Raw genomic sequence first — 15,472 nt, 5'->3', positions numbered from 1 at the left:
ATGCAAGAGCCTATTCGCGTCTTACAACTTTTTACCATCTTAAATCGTGGTGGTGCTGAAACTAACGTAATGAACTATTACAGGAAGTTAGATCGTACTAAGTTTCAATTCGATTTTGCTGTGCATAGGCAGGAAAAAGGAGCTTATGATGATGAAGTAATTTCATTAGGTGGCAAAATTTTTCAGTTTTCAGCATTAGGATTAAATACGATAAAAACATATCAGTCTGAAATCACTCAGTTTTTTAATAACAACAGCTACTTGATCATTCATGGTCAATGCTCTGAATTAGGCTATTTTTTTTACAAAGAAGCACACAAGCGCGGTGTTCCAGTTATTATTGCTCATGGACACAATGCCAATCCTAAATGGGATTTCAAAACGCCTTTTAGATGGTGGCTCAAAAAAAGTATGAAGCCTTATGTTAATGCCTTTTTTACTTGTGGTGATGAGGCTAGTATTTGGCTTTTTGGTAAGAAAAATGCAGCGAAGGCGTTTACAATGACTAATGCTATCGCTGCGGACTCCTTCGCTTACAATCAAAAGAAAGCTTTAGAAACGCGAGAAAAATTAAAAGCATCCCAAACTAAAAACTTCATTCATGTAGGTCGTTTTAATGTTCAAAAAAATCATGAGTTTTTAATAGCTATTTTTAAAGAACTTATACAGCTTGATGCCAATCAAAGATTGTTTTTGGTAGGTGACGGAGAATTGAAGTCAAATGTTCAAGAACAAGTAGCTTTAATGGGAATCGAGCAGCAAGTAGTGTTTTTGGGGTTGAGAGATGATGTAAATCAGCTGCTTCAAGGTATGGATGTTTTCCTTTTTCCTTCTTTATTTGAAGGTTTACCCGTCTCTCTAGTTGAGGCACAAGCCTCAGGTATTTATTCGGTAATCTCTGATGGTATTCCAAAAGAAGCTATTTTAATTCCAGAGCAGGTTACCGTTATTTCTTTAAAAGAATCCGCTACTGCATGGGCCAATAAAATTCATGATTTAAAACAACTCCAGAAAATAGATGTTTCATCTTTGATTGTTGCGAAGGGATATGATATTGCTAATAATGTGAAGACTTTGGAAGCTAAATATACCGCACTTTTACAAAAAACAAAATGACAAAATTAACCGTTTTTACTCCTGCTTACAATCGAGCGCATTTACTACCACGATTATACAATAGTTTGTGTGAGCAAACCAATACAAATTTTGATTGGTTGATTGTTGATGATGGTTCTGTTGATGGTACAGCAGCATTGGTGTCAGCATGGATAAAAGAGCAGAAAATAGCAATTCGTTATATTTATCAAAATAATCAAGGCATGCATGGGGCACACAATACAGCCTATAAGAACATAACTGCCGAGTTAAATACATGCATCGACTCAGATGATTTTATGCCAAATAATGCAGTAGAACTTATTCTAGCAAAATGGGAAACTACTAATGATGATAAAATTGCGGGTCTTATCGGTTTGGATGCCGTTCCTACAGGACAAATTATTGGTTCTAAGTTTAATACTGCGTATACTACACTTGAAGATTTTTATCTAAACGGAGGGACGGGAGATAAAAAATTAGTGTATCGTACAGCTATTATTAATCTCTATCCTGATTATCCCGTGTTTGAAGGTGAAAAATACGTTGGACTTGGTACCAAATATTTGTTTATCGACAAAGAATACCAATTAGCAACGCTAAATGAAGTATTAGTAATTGTCGAATATCAGGAAACGGGTTCAAGTAATACCATGTTCGCTCAGTACTTAAAATATCCCAAGGGGTTTATCTACAACCGTATCACTACGATGAAGTACTCTAAATCTACTAAACGTAAGTTTATAGAGGCCGTACATTATATTTCTAGTTGTATTATTTTGAAGAAAAGAAATTTTTTGAAAGATTCGCCAGAAAAAGTATTGACACTAATGGCTATTCCTTTCGGATTTATGCTTTATCTATTAATTCAATATAAAGTAAGATTTCAATAACTTTGACAAAAATAATTCGAACATCTACAATCTCCCTATCGCTCGACTTTTTACTGAAAGGACAATTGGCTTTTTTGCAACAGCAGTATGAAGTTGTGGCTGTTTCTGGTGAGGACGATCACCTGAGAACGGTTGCTAAAAGGGAACAGGTACGAACGGTCAATATTCCAATGCAGCGTAATATCAGTCCGATCCAAGATTTGGTTTCTTTGTGGCAATTGTATGTTTTGTTCATAAAAGAAAAACCACAAATAGTACATTCTATTACGCCAAAAGCAGGGTTGTTATCTATGCTAGCCGCAAAACTAGCGGGTGTGCCGGTCAGAATGCACACCTTTACGGGGCTTGTTTTCCCAACTAAAAAAGGGTTTTTACAGCAGCTTTTAATTTCGATGGATCGGTTACTATGTTCGGCTGCCACAAATATTTATCCTGAAGGTTTGGGAGTTAAAAATGATTTGCTGGCATATAATATTACTAATAAACCGTTGAAAATACTAGCCAACGGTAATGTGAATGGTATTGATACAGCATATTTTACAAAAGAGCAAGTTTCAAATACAGAGCAGGAAGCATTGCGAAACGAGCTTGGAATTTGTAAAAATGATTTTGTTTTTATTTTTGTGGGTCGTTTAGTGGGCGATAAGGGTATTAATGAATTAGTTCATGCTTTTTCGCAACTCAATATCAGTTCGAGCGAAGTCGAGAATACTTCAACTAATGGAGAACTAAAGCTATTGCTTGTTGGGCCATTAGAATCCCAGCTAGATCCTTTGCTGCCTGAAACGCTACAAACGATGGCGAAAAATAAAAATATTATCTCGGTGGGTTTTCAATTAGAGGTGCGTTCCTACTATGCTATTGCCAATGCTTTAGTATTTCCTAGTTATCGCGAAGGTTTTCCGAATGTGGTTTTGCAAGCCGGAGCAATGGGTTTACCGTCTATCGTTACGGATATTAATGGCAGTAATGAAATTATAGTAAACGGAAAAAACGGGCTTATAATTCCAGTAAAAGATGAAGTTGCCATTTGCGAGGCAATGCAAAAAATAGTTGAGGATAGTAATTTGTACACTGAATTAAAAAGGAATAGTCGTGAAATGATAGTTTTTAGATACGAACAGCAACTGGTTTGGGATGCAATCGCAATGGAATATAAAATCGCAATGAAAAATGTATAAATCTTTTTTTAAACGAATACTAGATGTAATTCTTGCACTGACAGGATTCCTTTTGCTAAGCCCTTTGTTTTTGTTAATTACAATAGGGTTGTTTGTAGCTAATCAAGGGAAACCGTTTTTTTTTCAGTTGCGTCCTGGGAAAAGAGGGATTATTTTTAAAATCATTAAGTTCAAAACGATGAATGATAAAACGGACAGTCACGGAAATTTGCTTTCTGATGCAGTCCGTTTAACCAAAATTGGTAGTTTTGTACGCAAGACTTCCTTAGATGAGATTCCGCAATTAGTAAATGTAATAAAAGGAGATATGAGTTTGATAGGGCCTCGTCCTTTATTAGTGCAGTACTTGCATCTCTATTCAGAAACTCAAAAAAGGCGTCATGATGTAAAACCTGGAATAACGGGTTGGGCTCAAGTTAATGGCCGTAATGCGATTAGTTGGGACAAAAAGTTTGAGTTGGATGTGTGGTATGTAGATCATATTTCGTTTCTTTTGGATATGAAAATTATATTTAAAACGATTTTAAAAGTGATAAAAAGCGAAGGGATAACTGCAGCCGATGCTGCAACAATTGAGCCGTTCAATGGACAGTAGTACTTATTTATACGGAGCTAGTGGGCATTGTAAAGTGGTTATCGATATTTTGCAGGAAAATAATCAAAATATCAGCGCAATCATTGATGATGATCCTGCTAAAAAGGAACTTTTAGGGATCGCTGTTCTGCATTCTTCCGATTTAATTGCTATCGGTTCGCAAAAAATGATAATTGCTATTGGTGATAACGCGATACGCAAAAATATAGTAGAAAGAATGAGTCTACGTTTTTGTACTGCAATACATCCCTCAGCTGTTATTTCTCGCTACGCGGTCATAGAGGAAGGAACAGTTGTTATGTCGAGTGCTGTTATTAATGCCAGCGCTACTATTGGTAAACATTGCATTATCAACACCGCTGCTATCATAGAACATGACTGCCAGCTTGCTGACTTTGTTCATATTTCTCCAAATGCTACACTAAGCGGAGCAGTTCTTGTAAAAGAAGGTGCACACATAGGGGTAGGAGCCTGTGTTATTCAAGGAGTTACAATTGGTAAATGGGCTACAGTTGGAGCAGGTGCTGTAATACTAAGTGACGTTCCTGATTATGCTACAGTGGTGGGCAATCCGGGACGAATTATAAAAAATATAAAAAATGAGTAACTCAAAAATATGGCTCTCTTCACCGCATATGGGAGGAAGTGAGCAAAAGTTTGTTCAAGAAGCATTCGATACCAATTGGGTGGCTCCTTTAGGACCTAATGTAAACGGACTGGAAAAGGATTTAGAAACTTATTTAGGCAGTGACTGCCATGTGGGTGCTTTGAGTTCGGGTACGGCGGCCATACATTTAGGGCTTGTGTTATTAGGAGTGCAAAGCGGAGATGAGGTGATTTGCCAAAGTATGACCTTTAGCGCTTCAGCGAATCCTATTTTATATTTAGGTGCTACTCCTGTATTTCTAGATAGTGAAATAGATACCTGGAATTTATGTCCTACTGCATTGGAAGAAGCTATACAAGATCGAATTTTAAAGGGCAAAAAGCCAAAAGCAATTATTGCAGTGCACTTATACGGTATGCCTTATCAAGTAGAAGCGGTGCGATCCATTGCAAATAAATATGAAATTCCAATTTTAGAGGATAGTGCAGAGGCTTTAGGAAGTACCTATAAAGGGCAAAAATGTGGCAACTTTGGAGATATAGGCGTTTTGTCTTTTAATGGTAACAAGATTATAACTACTTCAGGGGGAGGAGCCATTGTAAGTCCTAACAAAGTTGTAAAGGATAAAGCTATTTTTCTAGCGACCCAAGCTAGAGACAATGCTCCCCACTACGAACATTCCGAGATAGGATATAATTACAGAATGAGCAATGTATGTGCAGGCATTGGTCGCGGTCAAATGGAAGTACTAGATAAACATATTGACCTGCGCAGGGAAATGCATGCTTTTTACAAAGAATTATTCCATGATTATGACGGGATCACCGTTTTTAATCCCATTAACGATGACTATTATTCTAATCATTGGTTGACGGCTATTTTAATAGATCCAGAAAAAAGTAACGGACTTACTGCGGAATCGATCCGTTTGGCTTTGGAACAGGAAAATATCGAATCGAGACCCTTGTGGAAACCGATGCATCTACAACCTGTTTTTAAGAAGTATCCCTATTATGGTGGTACTGTTGCTGAAACACTTTTTAACACAGGTTTATGCCTCCCTTCAGGGTCTAACCTCTCAGATAATGATCGCGAAAGAATAAAAAAGGCTTTCATAACTATCATTACTTAAAATAGAGGGGCTACATTCTTACTTAGTAATTTATTTTTAGTGAAATGCAGGTAAAACTATTTCAACTAGCAGGAGAGCAAAAAATGAGATCACTTACTAAAAAAATAGCTACAATTAAGGAGTTAATACCTATATTTGCGCGACGTTAGCCAATCAGTAGTGAAAAACACTAGTGTTTTAATGTCCAATAAAACTTTAGGAAAACAGATAACATGTCTTCAATAAACAATACAATTATTCTATGAAATATTTATTCTTATCAAAAAAATCCTTGGTACTTTTTTTGATTCCTTTTATTTTTTCTTGTACTCCGAAGAAAGATATTTTGTACTATCAAAACATTGAAACGATGGCTCAAGAAAAGTTGAATTCTTATGAAATAAGAATTCAACCGGATGACTTACTCAAAATAAATATTTCTGCTGAAGATCCAACGATTACAGCTCCTTTTAACTTGAATCCTTCCAACGTTGGTGCAACAGGTGGAGGGTCAGCTAGTAGTTCTGGGATTACTAATTATTTAGTAGATGCTGATGGTTATATTGATTTTCCAGAATTAGGAAGATTGAAATTAAGTGGTCTGACACGTTCTGAGGTTTTAGCCCTTTTCAAAAAGAAAATTTCCGCTTATATTAAAAACCCAATCATTACCATTCGTCTAGAAAATTTTAAGGTGGTAGTTCAAGGTGAAGTTGGTGGTCCCGGCGTTTTTCAAGTGAGTTCAGATCGTTTTACCTTAATTGAAGCTTTAACAATGGCAGGTGATTTAAGGCCTACTTCTAGGAGGGATAATATTTTAGTAATACGTGATATCGATGGTGTAAAATCCTACCATAGGGTAGACGTGACCAAGGCTGATTTTATCAATTCTCCTTATTACTATATGGCCCAGAATGATGTAGTATATGTGGAGCCTAAATACCGCACGATAAGTCCAGATGTCACATTGGTAACCACTTTTACCTCGTTGGCACTCACCCTACTGTCCTTTATTTTGATATTTACACGATAATTATATGGAAAAGAGTAATTTGACCGAAGAGTTTGAACAAGAATTTGACTTCAAGGCAGAAATAGGTAAATATACAATACATTGGAAATGGTTTGTTCTCAGTGTCCTAATAGCGCTTTGTTTTGCTTATTTCAAAGTGAGGTACTTTGTGCCTGTTTACAGCGCATCAGCAACAATATTAATGAAAGACACTAAAAAAGGAGGGAGGCTCTCAGAGGCTGCTGCTTTTTCCGATCTAGGTATTAATAGCGGTGCAAGGAATGTCGATGATGAAATTGAAATCATGCGTTCACGAACCTTACTAGAGGAAGTAGTTAAAAGACTCAATTTTAACATTTCGGTGATAGCAAAGGGAAACGTATTGGAAAAAGAACTTTTTTCAGATTCTCCTGTCAAAATTCAATTTATCAATCAAGTTCCTGGATTTGATCAGCAGTATATGGTGTTTAATTTTTCTGAACTTTCGTCGGGACTGTTTACGCTTGCGAACACGGAAGGTGTAATAGTATCAAAAGGGAAGTCTTTTAAATATGGGCAAAACATAAAAACGAAGTATGGTGATTTGATTATCACAAAGGTTAGTAATGTAACTATGTCTATTGATAATGCTTTGACAATCGTTGTGAGTCCTGTGCAAAGCGTTGCTGGAAGTTTTAGAGGTCGATTGAGCATAGCACCTTTATCGAAGGGAAGTGGTGTTATAGTATTAAGTTTAGTTGATCAAGTAGAGCAAAAATCGGTCTTGTTCATAGATGAATTAGTGCAAACGTATAATGAAAATGCTGTCAGTGACAAGGAATTTATTTCAAAGAATACTTCTGTTTTTGTTTCTAATAGATTGCAATTAATTAACAAAGAACTGGAAGGAGTTGAGAAAGATGTTGAAAATTTTAAAGTAAGTAACAAATTAACAGATATAGAATCTGAGGGACAGCGATATGTTACTGGATCAACTGAATTTACGAGTAAAGGAATCGACCTTCAAGTGCAATTGAATATACTAAATTCTATTGTGGAGTATGTGAAGAAGAGCACAAATGAAAATTCATTACCAGCTAACCTTTTTTCGGATGTTTCTGGGGATGCTTCTTCATTGATAGGTACGTACAATTCGATGATCATAGATAGGAACCGAATGTTGAAATCGGCAACTATTTCTAATCCAAGTCTAGTTAAATTGGATCAGCAAATTACCAGTTTAAGACAAACATTGCTTAGCAGTTTGGAAAAAAACCGTTCGGTTTTAAAAATCCAACAAAGAAATATTGAGCAAAACGAAAATTTGTTTAACAGCAAAATCCAAAAGATACCTTCTCAAGAACGTCAATTTAGAGTAATTGAGCGTCAACAAAAAGTGAAAGAAGAATTGTATTTATATTTACTGCAAAAAAGGGAAGAGACTGCTTTAGCGCTATCTTCAACGGAGCCCAACGCAAAGGTTATTGATGCTGCTCTGTCGACAGGTCCAGTTTCTACTAAACCAAGTATATTTTATCTAGGAGCTTTATTGATTGGGTTACTTATTCCTGCTGGAATTATATTTTTATTAGACTTCTTAGACACAAAAATAAAAAGTAGACTGGATTTAGAAGGGAAAACAGTAATCCCGTTTATTGGTGATGTCCCTACTTCTGTAACGCCAAATCAAATTATCCAGTCAGAGAGTAGAACAAGTTCGGCTGAGGCATTAAGAATTATAAGGACTAACTTAGAATTTATGCTAACTAAAGTGCCAGAAGGCATTGCTAAAACTATTTTTCTAACCTCTACGTTCCCTAAGGAAGGCAAAACATTTGTGTCTGTAAATTTAGCAGCCACTTTTGCTTTATCAGGAAAAAAAGTTTTGTTGATTGGTATGGATATCAGAAATCCAAAGCTGGATGAATATGTTACCTTGCCAGAGCGCGGATTTACGAATTATCTGTCGTCTAATGATCTGAAAATAGAGGATCTTATTGTTAAATATGAAGGATATGAAAATTTTCATATTTTACCTGCCGGGGTTATTCCGCCTAATCCAGCAGAGCTATTGATGAACAAAAAAGTAGACTCTTTATTCGAAAAATTGAAAAAAGAGTACGATTATATTATTGTAGATACAGCCCCAGTAAGTCTAGTGACCGATACGTTGCTAATTGCTAAAAATGCAGACACCTTTATATACGTTGCGAGAGCCAATTTCTTAGAAAAGAAAATGCTAGACATACCTAATGGTTTATATAAAGAAAACAAATTACCAAATATGTGTATCTTACTTAATGATACTGATTCTACTAAGGGTTATGGCTATGGTTATGGGTACGGTATGAACGTTGGAAATGAACCATGGTACAAGAGTATATTTAAAAAGAAATAATTTATTTGTTTATCCACTATTGTGTTAGTATTTAGTAAATTAAAAGTAAAGAATGATATTTGAAAAAACAGCTATAGCAGATCTTATTGTAGTAGAACCCTCAGTCTATAAAGATGATCGGGGTTATTTTTTTGAAGCTTTTAATAAGGAGCAGTTTGAAAAAAATGGTTTGCACTATGATTTCATTCAAGATAATCAATCATTCTCAAAACGTGGCGTAATTAGAGGCTTGCATTTTCAAATCGGAAGCTTTGCTCAAACCAAGTTAGTACGTGTGCTAGAAGGCGAAATTTTGGATGTAGCCGTAGATTTACGCGCTGACTCTGCAACCTACGGGCAGCACTTTAGTATCGTGCTAAGTGCCGAAAATAAAAAACAATTACTAGTACCAGCCGGTTTCGCCCATGGATTTTCAGTTTTAAGTGAATCGGCTTCTGTTTTATATAAAGTAGACCAATTGTACCACAAAGATAGTGAACGAGGGATACGGTACGATGACCCTACGCTTAATATCGATTGGCAGGTCGATTCAGATGAAATTATTGTATCTGAAAAGGATTTAATTTTACCTTATTTATAATTCTAGTTCTGAAATTTGAATTCTAGCCTAAAAAACAATTTTCTCAAAAGGTATTTTAAATAATGAAAAAAATAGTAGTAAGTGGTGCAAATGGTCAACTAGGATCTGAATTAAGAGAATTGTCAGTATCTTATCCTAATTATGAATGGTTCTTTGCAGATCGAACGCAGCTTAGTTTAGATAATTTAGTGGGACTAGAAGCACAATTACAATTGTTAAAGCCCGATATTCTATTTAATTGTGCCGCATACACAGCAGTAGATAAAGCTGAAAAGGAGCAAGATCTTGCTAATACAATCAATCATTTAGCTGTTGCTGCTTTAGCTAAGTACGCTCATGCAAATGACGTTTTATTTATTCATGTTTCTACTGATTACGTATTTGATGGTAGTCAAGATAAACCGCTATTAGAAGATGAGCCTACTGCCCCAATCAATGTATATGGGCATACTAAATTAGCAGGGGAAAAGGCTGCAATGTACCATAATCCTGATACTATTATAATTAGGACATCTTGGGTTTATTCAGAATTTGGAAATAACTTTGTAAAAACAATGATGCGGTTAATGGCGGAACGTGAGGAAATTAGTGTAGTCGATGATCAATTTGGTAGTCCGACTTATGCCGCTGACTTGGCCGATGTAATGATGAAAATAGTTGAGTTTCCATCATGGAAACCAGGTATCTATCATTATTCTAATGAAGGGAGAGTGAGTTGGTTTGAGTTTGCTAAAGCGATTCAGTTGATTGGTGGTTTTGAGTGTCAAATAAATGGAATTGCTACATTGAATTATCCCACTCCCGCTGCAAGACCTTCGTTCTCGCTCTTAAATAAAAGTAAAATAAAATCTACTTTTAATATAGAAATCCCGAACTACGTCACTAGTTTACAAAAATGTATGAGTAAGTTAAGGAGTAGATAGTATTAGTTTCTCATTTCAAACTAAGATGTAGTCACGATTTAAAATATGCAGTAAATTACTTTTACTCTTCAAAATATAAAAATATTTAAATGTTTTTTTAAATGAAAAAAATTATCATAACGGGAGGTGCTGGATTTATTGGATCGCACGTTGTCAGACGTTTTGTCAACAATTATCCAGATTACCAGATATTCAATTTAGACGCTTTGACCTATGCTGGAAACCTAGAAAATATTGCTGATATCGAGCAAGCACCTAATTATACTTTCATTAAGGGAGATATTGTAGATGCTGCTTTTATAGATGCCTTATTTTTAGAGCATCAGTTTGAAGGAGTGGTCCACCTAGCAGCTGAATCGCACGTAGACCGTTCGATCACTGATCCGCTAGCTTTTGTAAAAACAAATGTAATTGGTACGATGAACTTATTAAACGCCGCCAAAATGATTTGGAAAGAGAATATGGAGGGTAAGCGTTTTTATCATATTAGCACAGATGAGGTGTATGGTAGTTTAGGAGCAGAAGGATTGTTTACCGAGACCACAGCTTACGATCCTAATTCGCCTTACTCTGCCTCTAAAGCAAGTTCAGATCATTTTGTTAGAGCCTATGGAGAAACCTATGGTTTGCCGTACGTATTAACAAATTGTTCCAATAATTACGGGCCTTTTCATTTTCCAGAGAAATTAATTCCCTTATTTATTAATAATATCATACAAAATAAACCTTTACCTGTTTACGGAGATGGGAAATATACCCGCGATTGGCTGTTTGTAGAAGACCATGCCGTTGCTATTGATTTGGTTTTTCACGAAGGAATCAATCATGATACTTATAACATTGGTGGTTTCAATGAATGGCAGAATATTGATTTGGTTAAGTTGCTTTGTAAGATCATGGATGAGAAATTGGGTCGTGCAGAAGGAACATCTGAAAAATTAATAGCGTATGTTAAAGATCGCCCAGGACATGATTTGCGTTACGCCATTGATGCTAGTAAAATAAATACAGAATTAGGTTGGAAGCCATCTGTTACTTTTGAGCAAGGATTAGAGAAAACCGTCAATTGGTATTTAGATAATCAAACATGGCTCAATAATATTACATCAGGAGCCTATGCAACGTACTACGAAAAGCAGTATATGTAATGGGTGAGAGGTGAATGGTGAGAAGTGAGAAGTGAGTTGTTAGAAGTGAAGAGTGAAAAGTGAAGAGTGAAAAGTGAATGGTGAGAAGTGAGAAGTTGATAGTTAGATGTGATTAGTATCTTGTGATTTGAAAATTGATTAGTATGAAGAAGGGTTAGGGTGCAAATGGTAATTATTGAAATTAAGATATTTATAGTAACCTATTTAGCAGTAAATCAATTACAATTGTTTTGGGGGTAAAAATGCGTAACATTTTCGAGATAAACAAGCGGATGAAATTCACTAAAGAATAAATCATAAAGATTTAGCTGTATGGAAAGAATCTATGTTACTTGCAGAAAATATTTATGAACTAGCAAAACATTTTTCCTCGGATGAAAAATACGGATTATTTAGTCAGATTAAAAGAGCACTAGTATCCATTCCTAGTACTATTGCTGAAGGAGCAGCTAGAAAAGACGACAAAGAATTTGTATAATATTTATACATTGCCATGGGCTCAATTTCTGAAATAGAAACACAACTTATACTTGCAGAGCGATTACATTTTATAGATTCAATTTAAGTTTATCTACTATAAATTGAAAAAATTAAAAAAAAATGCTTTTTAGAGTAATACGATATATAAATAGTAAATAAAAATTGATTCGAAGCGCGCAATTCGCATCACAATCACGAAATAAAACATGAAAGGAATTATATTAGCCGGAGGTTCAGGAACACGTTTGCATCCATTGACGCTAGCCATGAGTAAGCAAATGATGCCAGTATACGATAAACCTATGATTTATTACCCACTGTCGACACTTATGACTGCGGGTATTAATGAAATTTTAATTATTTCGACTCCACATGATCTGCCTAATTTCAAAAAACTTTTGGGAGACGGTACTAATCTCGGTTGCACTTTTAGTTATGCTGAGCAAGCGATTCCTAACGGACTCGCACAAGCATTTGTTATCGGTGCTGATTTTATAGGACAAGATAGTGTAGCTTTAGTCCTTGGAGATAATATTTTCTTTGGTTCGAATATGGATGAGTTATTACAATCCAATACGAATCCAGAGGGAGGTGTTGTTTTTGCTTACCACGTATCGGATCCAGAAAGATACGGTGTGGTAGAATTTGATCAAGACTTGAATGCGGTATCTATTGAAGAAAAACCAGTAGCGCCTAAATCAAATTTTGCGGTACCTGGGTTATATTTTTATGATAATTCTGTAGTTTCCATCGCAAAAAACATCAAACCAAGTGCGAGGGGGGAATACGAGATCACTGATGTGAATAAAGCCTATTTAGAGCAAGGGAAGTTAAAGGTTGGTATACTAAGTCGTGGAACTGCTTGGTTAGATACGGGAACATTTAATAGCCTTATGCAAGCAGGACAATTTGTGCAAGTGATTGAAGAACGACAAGGTTTAAAAGTAGGTTGCATCGAAGAGATCGCTTGGCGACAAGGTTTTATTACTGACGAACAATTAAAACAATTATCTGAGCCGCTTAGAAAGTCTGGTTACGGCGAATATTTATTAGGATTGCTTAAATTTAGCTTGTAGTCTATATAACTAAAGGTTTTATTAATGGTATAGCTTGAAAGATGCTGGTTTTAAACTATTAAAATTTAATTAGCTTTGTTTTTTCTAGCTTTGAGTGTCTAGAACTTATTACAGATTTGTAGTTGGTCCTACATTCGTTGTTAATAATAAAGGTTGTTTTTTAACAAGAATTTAAGAAATTTAGTTTAATATTGCATTCATTAAATTTTTTTATACTTCAATTACTACTTTTTGTTTCAGTTGAAAAAATAGAATTGGTTTTGAGATACGTTTCTGATCTGTTAGTTGCACTACGCTCAATCATGGTAGTGGTAGAATTTTATCTCTGCTTTTTGGTGTTAAAAGGAAGGGTTGACTGTCAGGGTATTAGTCAATTAGATTTTTTAAATTTTACAATAAAAACATAAGATGGGCCTAAGAACATTTACTTCTCAATTTTTTTCTCACGAAAATTTAAGATTTAATATTCGGAATCTAAGCTATTTACCGCGTTGGATAATCGTCCTTTTCGATATGTCGGTACTCGTTTTAGCTTTTTTTGGTACCTATATTATCTTTCAGGGTACTGGCTTAGACTATATTATAACCAATAGAAGTTTCACCTTTGTTTCTATTTTATTTGGTGTTAACGTTTTCTTTTTTTGGCTTTTTAGAACCTATTCAGGTATTATAAGGCACTCGTCATACATCGATGCTTTAAAATTGTTGTTTTCTCAAATAGGAGTTCTCATAACGTTTATTCTGCTCAACTTTGGTCATCAAATTATGTTTGGGACTAAAATATTTTTAAATACAGCATTGTTTATAAACATGGTGCTTGCTTTTTGTGGTTTGTTCCTTTATCGAGTAGCCGTAAAGCAGGTTTTTGAGTATTATTTTGCCGAAAAAAGTAATATTAATTTAACCAGAATGATCATTTTTGGAACAGATGCTAATGCTATTTCTGTTGCTAAAGCACTTAAGTTAGAGGTGCCTAGTCGTTTTAAAATCGTAGCTTTTGTTGATAAAAACAATCAAAACGGATCGAAGCGAATGCTTGATTTACCTATTTTAACTCAAAAGAAAAAGCTACCCACTATCATGCGCTCTATTGGTGCTGAAGGTGTAATTATTGCTGATAAAAGTTTGTCTAAAGAAGAGCGATTAGTAATTGTTGAACAATGTTTAGAGTTCAATTATAAAGTCTACATCGTTCCTCTAATTACAGACTGGGAAAATCAAAAAGAGATTTCTCAAAAGGTAAAGAAATTACAAATTGAAGATTTACTCGAACGAAAACCAATTGTTTTAGATAGTAAGTCGATTTCTAAGCAGCTCAAAGATAAAACGATATTAGTCACTGGTGCGGCTGGTTCAATTGGTAGTGAGATCGTTAGACAGGTATTGCTTTTTAATCCCAAAAGAATCATTGTTTTAGACCAAGCAGAAACACCCTTGCATCATTTGTTTTTAGAATTGAATGCTTCTGAAACTAAAACGAAAATGAAGTTTGTTGTAGCCGACATAAGAAATGTAGAGGCAATGAATCATGTTTTTAAAGTGCATCAGCCTCAAGTGGTATTTCATGCAGCAGCTTACAAGCATGTTCCTTTAATGGAGGAAAATCCATCTCAAGCGATCTTAACAAATATTCAAGGTACTAAAAATATTGCTGACTTGTCCTGTCATTATAAGGTCAAGAAATTTGTTATGGTCTCTACAGATAAAGCGGTGAACCCAAGTAATGTGATGGGAGCTAGTAAAAGAATCGCAGAGAAATACGTTCAATCCTTGCATCTAATTAGTTCTAATAATAAGGACGGTCATAATACAAAATTCATCACTACTCGTTTCGGAAACGTTTTGGGTTCGAATGGTTCTGTTGTACCCTTGTTTACCAAGCAAATTGCCGCTGGTGGCCCCATCACGATTACGCATCCCGATATTATTAGGTATTTCATGACCATTCAGGAGGCTTGCCAACTTGTTTTAGAGGCAGGTGTTATGGGTAAAGGAGGCGAAATATATATATTTGACATGGGGAAACCAGTTAAAATTATCGATCTCGCTCTTAAAATGATCAAATTAGCTGGGTTTCTTCCGGAAGTAGATATTAAGATTAAAGTAGTGGGTTTGCGACCAGGCGAGAAATTATATGAAGAATTACTAAATGATACTTCAAAAACTAAACCTACTTACCACGAGAAAATCATGATTGCTGAGGAGATTGTCGAGGAATATCTAAATCTACATTGTGATATCGAAAAGCTGTTGCAATCTGCAGCGCACTATAATAATGAGGATACGGTCAGGATTATGAAAAGAATTGTGCCGGAATTCAAAAGTATGAATTCTAGTTACGAGTTATTAGATAAAGTACACAGTTCATAAAATGCAACCTCTACCTTCAGAATA

Annotated in this window: 14 protein-coding genes; all 14 read left to right on the top strand. The window is 35.3% G+C overall.

Features of this window, described 5'->3' with window-relative positions; translation table 11 throughout:
• The 14 genes from H8R22_RS08590 to H8R22_RS08525 all read left to right on the top strand — a co-directional run bounded on the left by H8R22_RS08590 (position 1) and on the right by H8R22_RS08525 (position 15,448).
• Entirely contained in the window at positions 1–1,116 is a 1,116-nt protein-coding gene (locus tag H8R22_RS08590) for a glycosyltransferase (RefSeq protein WP_187010041.1), read from the top strand.
• Positions 1,113–1,988, top strand: coding sequence for a glycosyltransferase family 2 protein (locus H8R22_RS08585; RefSeq protein ID WP_187010040.1), 876 nt, complete (start codon positions 1,113–1,115; stop codon positions 1,986–1,988). The genes H8R22_RS08590 and H8R22_RS08585 overlap by 4 nt, the downstream gene beginning before the upstream one ends.
• A 2-nt stretch (positions 1,989–1,990) precedes the next feature.
• Positions 1,991–3,169, top strand: a complete 1,179-nt coding sequence (locus H8R22_RS08580) for a glycosyltransferase family 4 protein (RefSeq protein ID WP_225876008.1) — start codon at positions 1,991–1,993, stop codon at positions 3,167–3,169.
• Positions 3,162–3,764, top strand: a complete 603-nt coding sequence (locus H8R22_RS08575; RefSeq protein WP_187010039.1) for a sugar transferase — start codon at positions 3,162–3,164, stop codon at positions 3,762–3,764. The genes H8R22_RS08580 and H8R22_RS08575 overlap by 8 nt, the downstream gene beginning before the upstream one ends.
• Positions 3,730–4,371: an acetyltransferase gene (locus tag H8R22_RS08570; RefSeq protein ID WP_225876007.1), complete on the top strand. Its 642-nt coding sequence runs from the start codon at positions 3,730–3,732 to the stop codon at positions 4,369–4,371. The genes H8R22_RS08575 and H8R22_RS08570 overlap by 35 nt, the downstream gene beginning before the upstream one ends.
• Positions 4,364–5,503, top strand: a complete 1,140-nt coding sequence (locus tag H8R22_RS08565) for a DegT/DnrJ/EryC1/StrS family aminotransferase (RefSeq protein ID WP_187010038.1) — start codon at positions 4,364–4,366, stop codon at positions 5,501–5,503. The genes H8R22_RS08570 and H8R22_RS08565 overlap by 8 nt, the downstream gene beginning before the upstream one ends.
• 241 nt (positions 5,504–5,744) lie before the next feature.
• Positions 5,745–6,515 (top strand): polysaccharide biosynthesis/export family protein, encoded by a 771-nt coding sequence (locus tag H8R22_RS08560; RefSeq protein WP_187010037.1) that lies wholly within the window; start codon positions 5,745–5,747, stop codon positions 6,513–6,515.
• 4 nt (positions 6,516–6,519) lie between these two features.
• Positions 6,520–8,871 (top strand): GumC family protein, encoded by a 2,352-nt coding sequence (locus H8R22_RS08555; protein ID WP_187010036.1) that lies wholly within the window; start codon positions 6,520–6,522, stop codon positions 8,869–8,871.
• Between the two features lie 52 nt (positions 8,872–8,923).
• On the top strand, positions 8,924–9,451 hold the full coding sequence (rfbC, locus tag H8R22_RS08550; protein ID WP_187010035.1) for a dTDP-4-dehydrorhamnose 3,5-epimerase: 528 nt from the start codon (positions 8,924–8,926) through the stop codon (positions 9,449–9,451).
• A 62-nt stretch (positions 9,452–9,513) separates the two neighbouring features.
• The gene (gene rfbD, locus H8R22_RS08545; RefSeq protein ID WP_187010034.1) at positions 9,514–10,374 is read left to right on the top strand and encodes a dTDP-4-dehydrorhamnose reductase; all 861 of its coding nucleotides are present in this window, start codon (positions 9,514–9,516) and stop codon (positions 10,372–10,374) included.
• 101 nt (positions 10,375–10,475) lie between these two features.
• Entirely contained in the window at positions 10,476–11,522 is a 1,047-nt protein-coding gene (gene rfbB / locus H8R22_RS08540) for a dTDP-glucose 4,6-dehydratase (RefSeq protein WP_187010033.1), read from the top strand.
• 289 nt (positions 11,523–11,811) lie between these two features.
• Positions 11,812–12,000 carry a four helix bundle protein gene (locus H8R22_RS15600; protein WP_394368136.1) on the top strand — a complete coding sequence of 63 codons (189 nt, stop codon included), beginning with the start codon at positions 11,812–11,814 and terminating at the stop codon, positions 11,998–12,000.
• 208 nt (positions 12,001–12,208) lie between these two features.
• The gene (gene rfbA / locus H8R22_RS08530; protein ID WP_187010032.1) at positions 12,209–13,078 is read left to right on the top strand and encodes a glucose-1-phosphate thymidylyltransferase RfbA; all 870 of its coding nucleotides are present in this window, start codon (positions 12,209–12,211) and stop codon (positions 13,076–13,078) included.
• A 408-nt stretch (positions 13,079–13,486) separates the two neighbouring features.
• The gene (locus H8R22_RS08525; RefSeq protein WP_187010031.1) at positions 13,487–15,448 is read left to right on the top strand and encodes a polysaccharide biosynthesis protein; all 1,962 of its coding nucleotides are present in this window, start codon (positions 13,487–13,489) and stop codon (positions 15,446–15,448) included.
• The last annotated feature ends 24 nt before the right edge of the window (positions 15,449–15,472 follow it).

The organism is Flavobacterium kayseriense, from assembly GCF_014305095.1.
Classification (GTDB): domain Bacteria; phylum Bacteroidota; class Bacteroidia; order Flavobacteriales; family Flavobacteriaceae; genus Flavobacterium; species Flavobacterium kayseriense.
Note: the sequence above shows the minus strand (reverse complement) of the source record. Positions and strands in the feature narration are given on the sequence as shown.

What these genes read in the sequence shown, in the direction of transcription:
- H8R22_RS08590 (WP_187010041.1), top strand. Translation starts at nt 1, where the DNA reads ATGCAAGAGCCTATTCGCGTCTTACAACTTTTTACCATCTTAAATCGT.
- H8R22_RS08575 (WP_187010039.1), top strand. Translation starts at nt 3,162, where the DNA reads ATGTATAAATCTTTTTTTAAACGAATACTAGATGTAATTCTTGCACTG.
- H8R22_RS08570 (WP_225876007.1), top strand. Translation starts at nt 3,730, where the DNA reads ATGCTGCAACAATTGAGCCGTTCAATGGACAGTAGTACTTATTTATAC.
- H8R22_RS08525 (WP_187010031.1), top strand. Translation starts at nt 13,487, where the DNA reads ATGGGCCTAAGAACATTTACTTCTCAATTTTTTTCTCACGAAAATTTA.
- rfbC (WP_187010035.1), top strand. Translation starts at nt 8,924, where the DNA reads ATGATATTTGAAAAAACAGCTATAGCAGATCTTATTGTAGTAGAACCC.
- H8R22_RS08555 (WP_187010036.1), top strand. Translation starts at nt 6,520, where the DNA reads ATGGAAAAGAGTAATTTGACCGAAGAGTTTGAACAAGAATTTGACTTC.
- rfbA (WP_187010032.1), top strand. Translation starts at nt 12,209, where the DNA reads ATGAAAGGAATTATATTAGCCGGAGGTTCAGGAACACGTTTGCATCCA.
- rfbD (WP_187010034.1), top strand. Translation starts at nt 9,514, where the DNA reads ATGAAAAAAATAGTAGTAAGTGGTGCAAATGGTCAACTAGGATCTGAA.
- rfbB (WP_187010033.1), top strand. Translation starts at nt 10,476, where the DNA reads ATGAAAAAAATTATCATAACGGGAGGTGCTGGATTTATTGGATCGCAC.
- H8R22_RS08565 (WP_187010038.1), top strand. Translation starts at nt 4,364, where the DNA reads ATGAGTAACTCAAAAATATGGCTCTCTTCACCGCATATGGGAGGAAGT.
- H8R22_RS08560 (WP_187010037.1), top strand. Translation starts at nt 5,745, where the DNA reads ATGAAATATTTATTCTTATCAAAAAAATCCTTGGTACTTTTTTTGATT.
- H8R22_RS08585 (WP_187010040.1), top strand. Translation starts at nt 1,113, where the DNA reads ATGACAAAATTAACCGTTTTTACTCCTGCTTACAATCGAGCGCATTTA.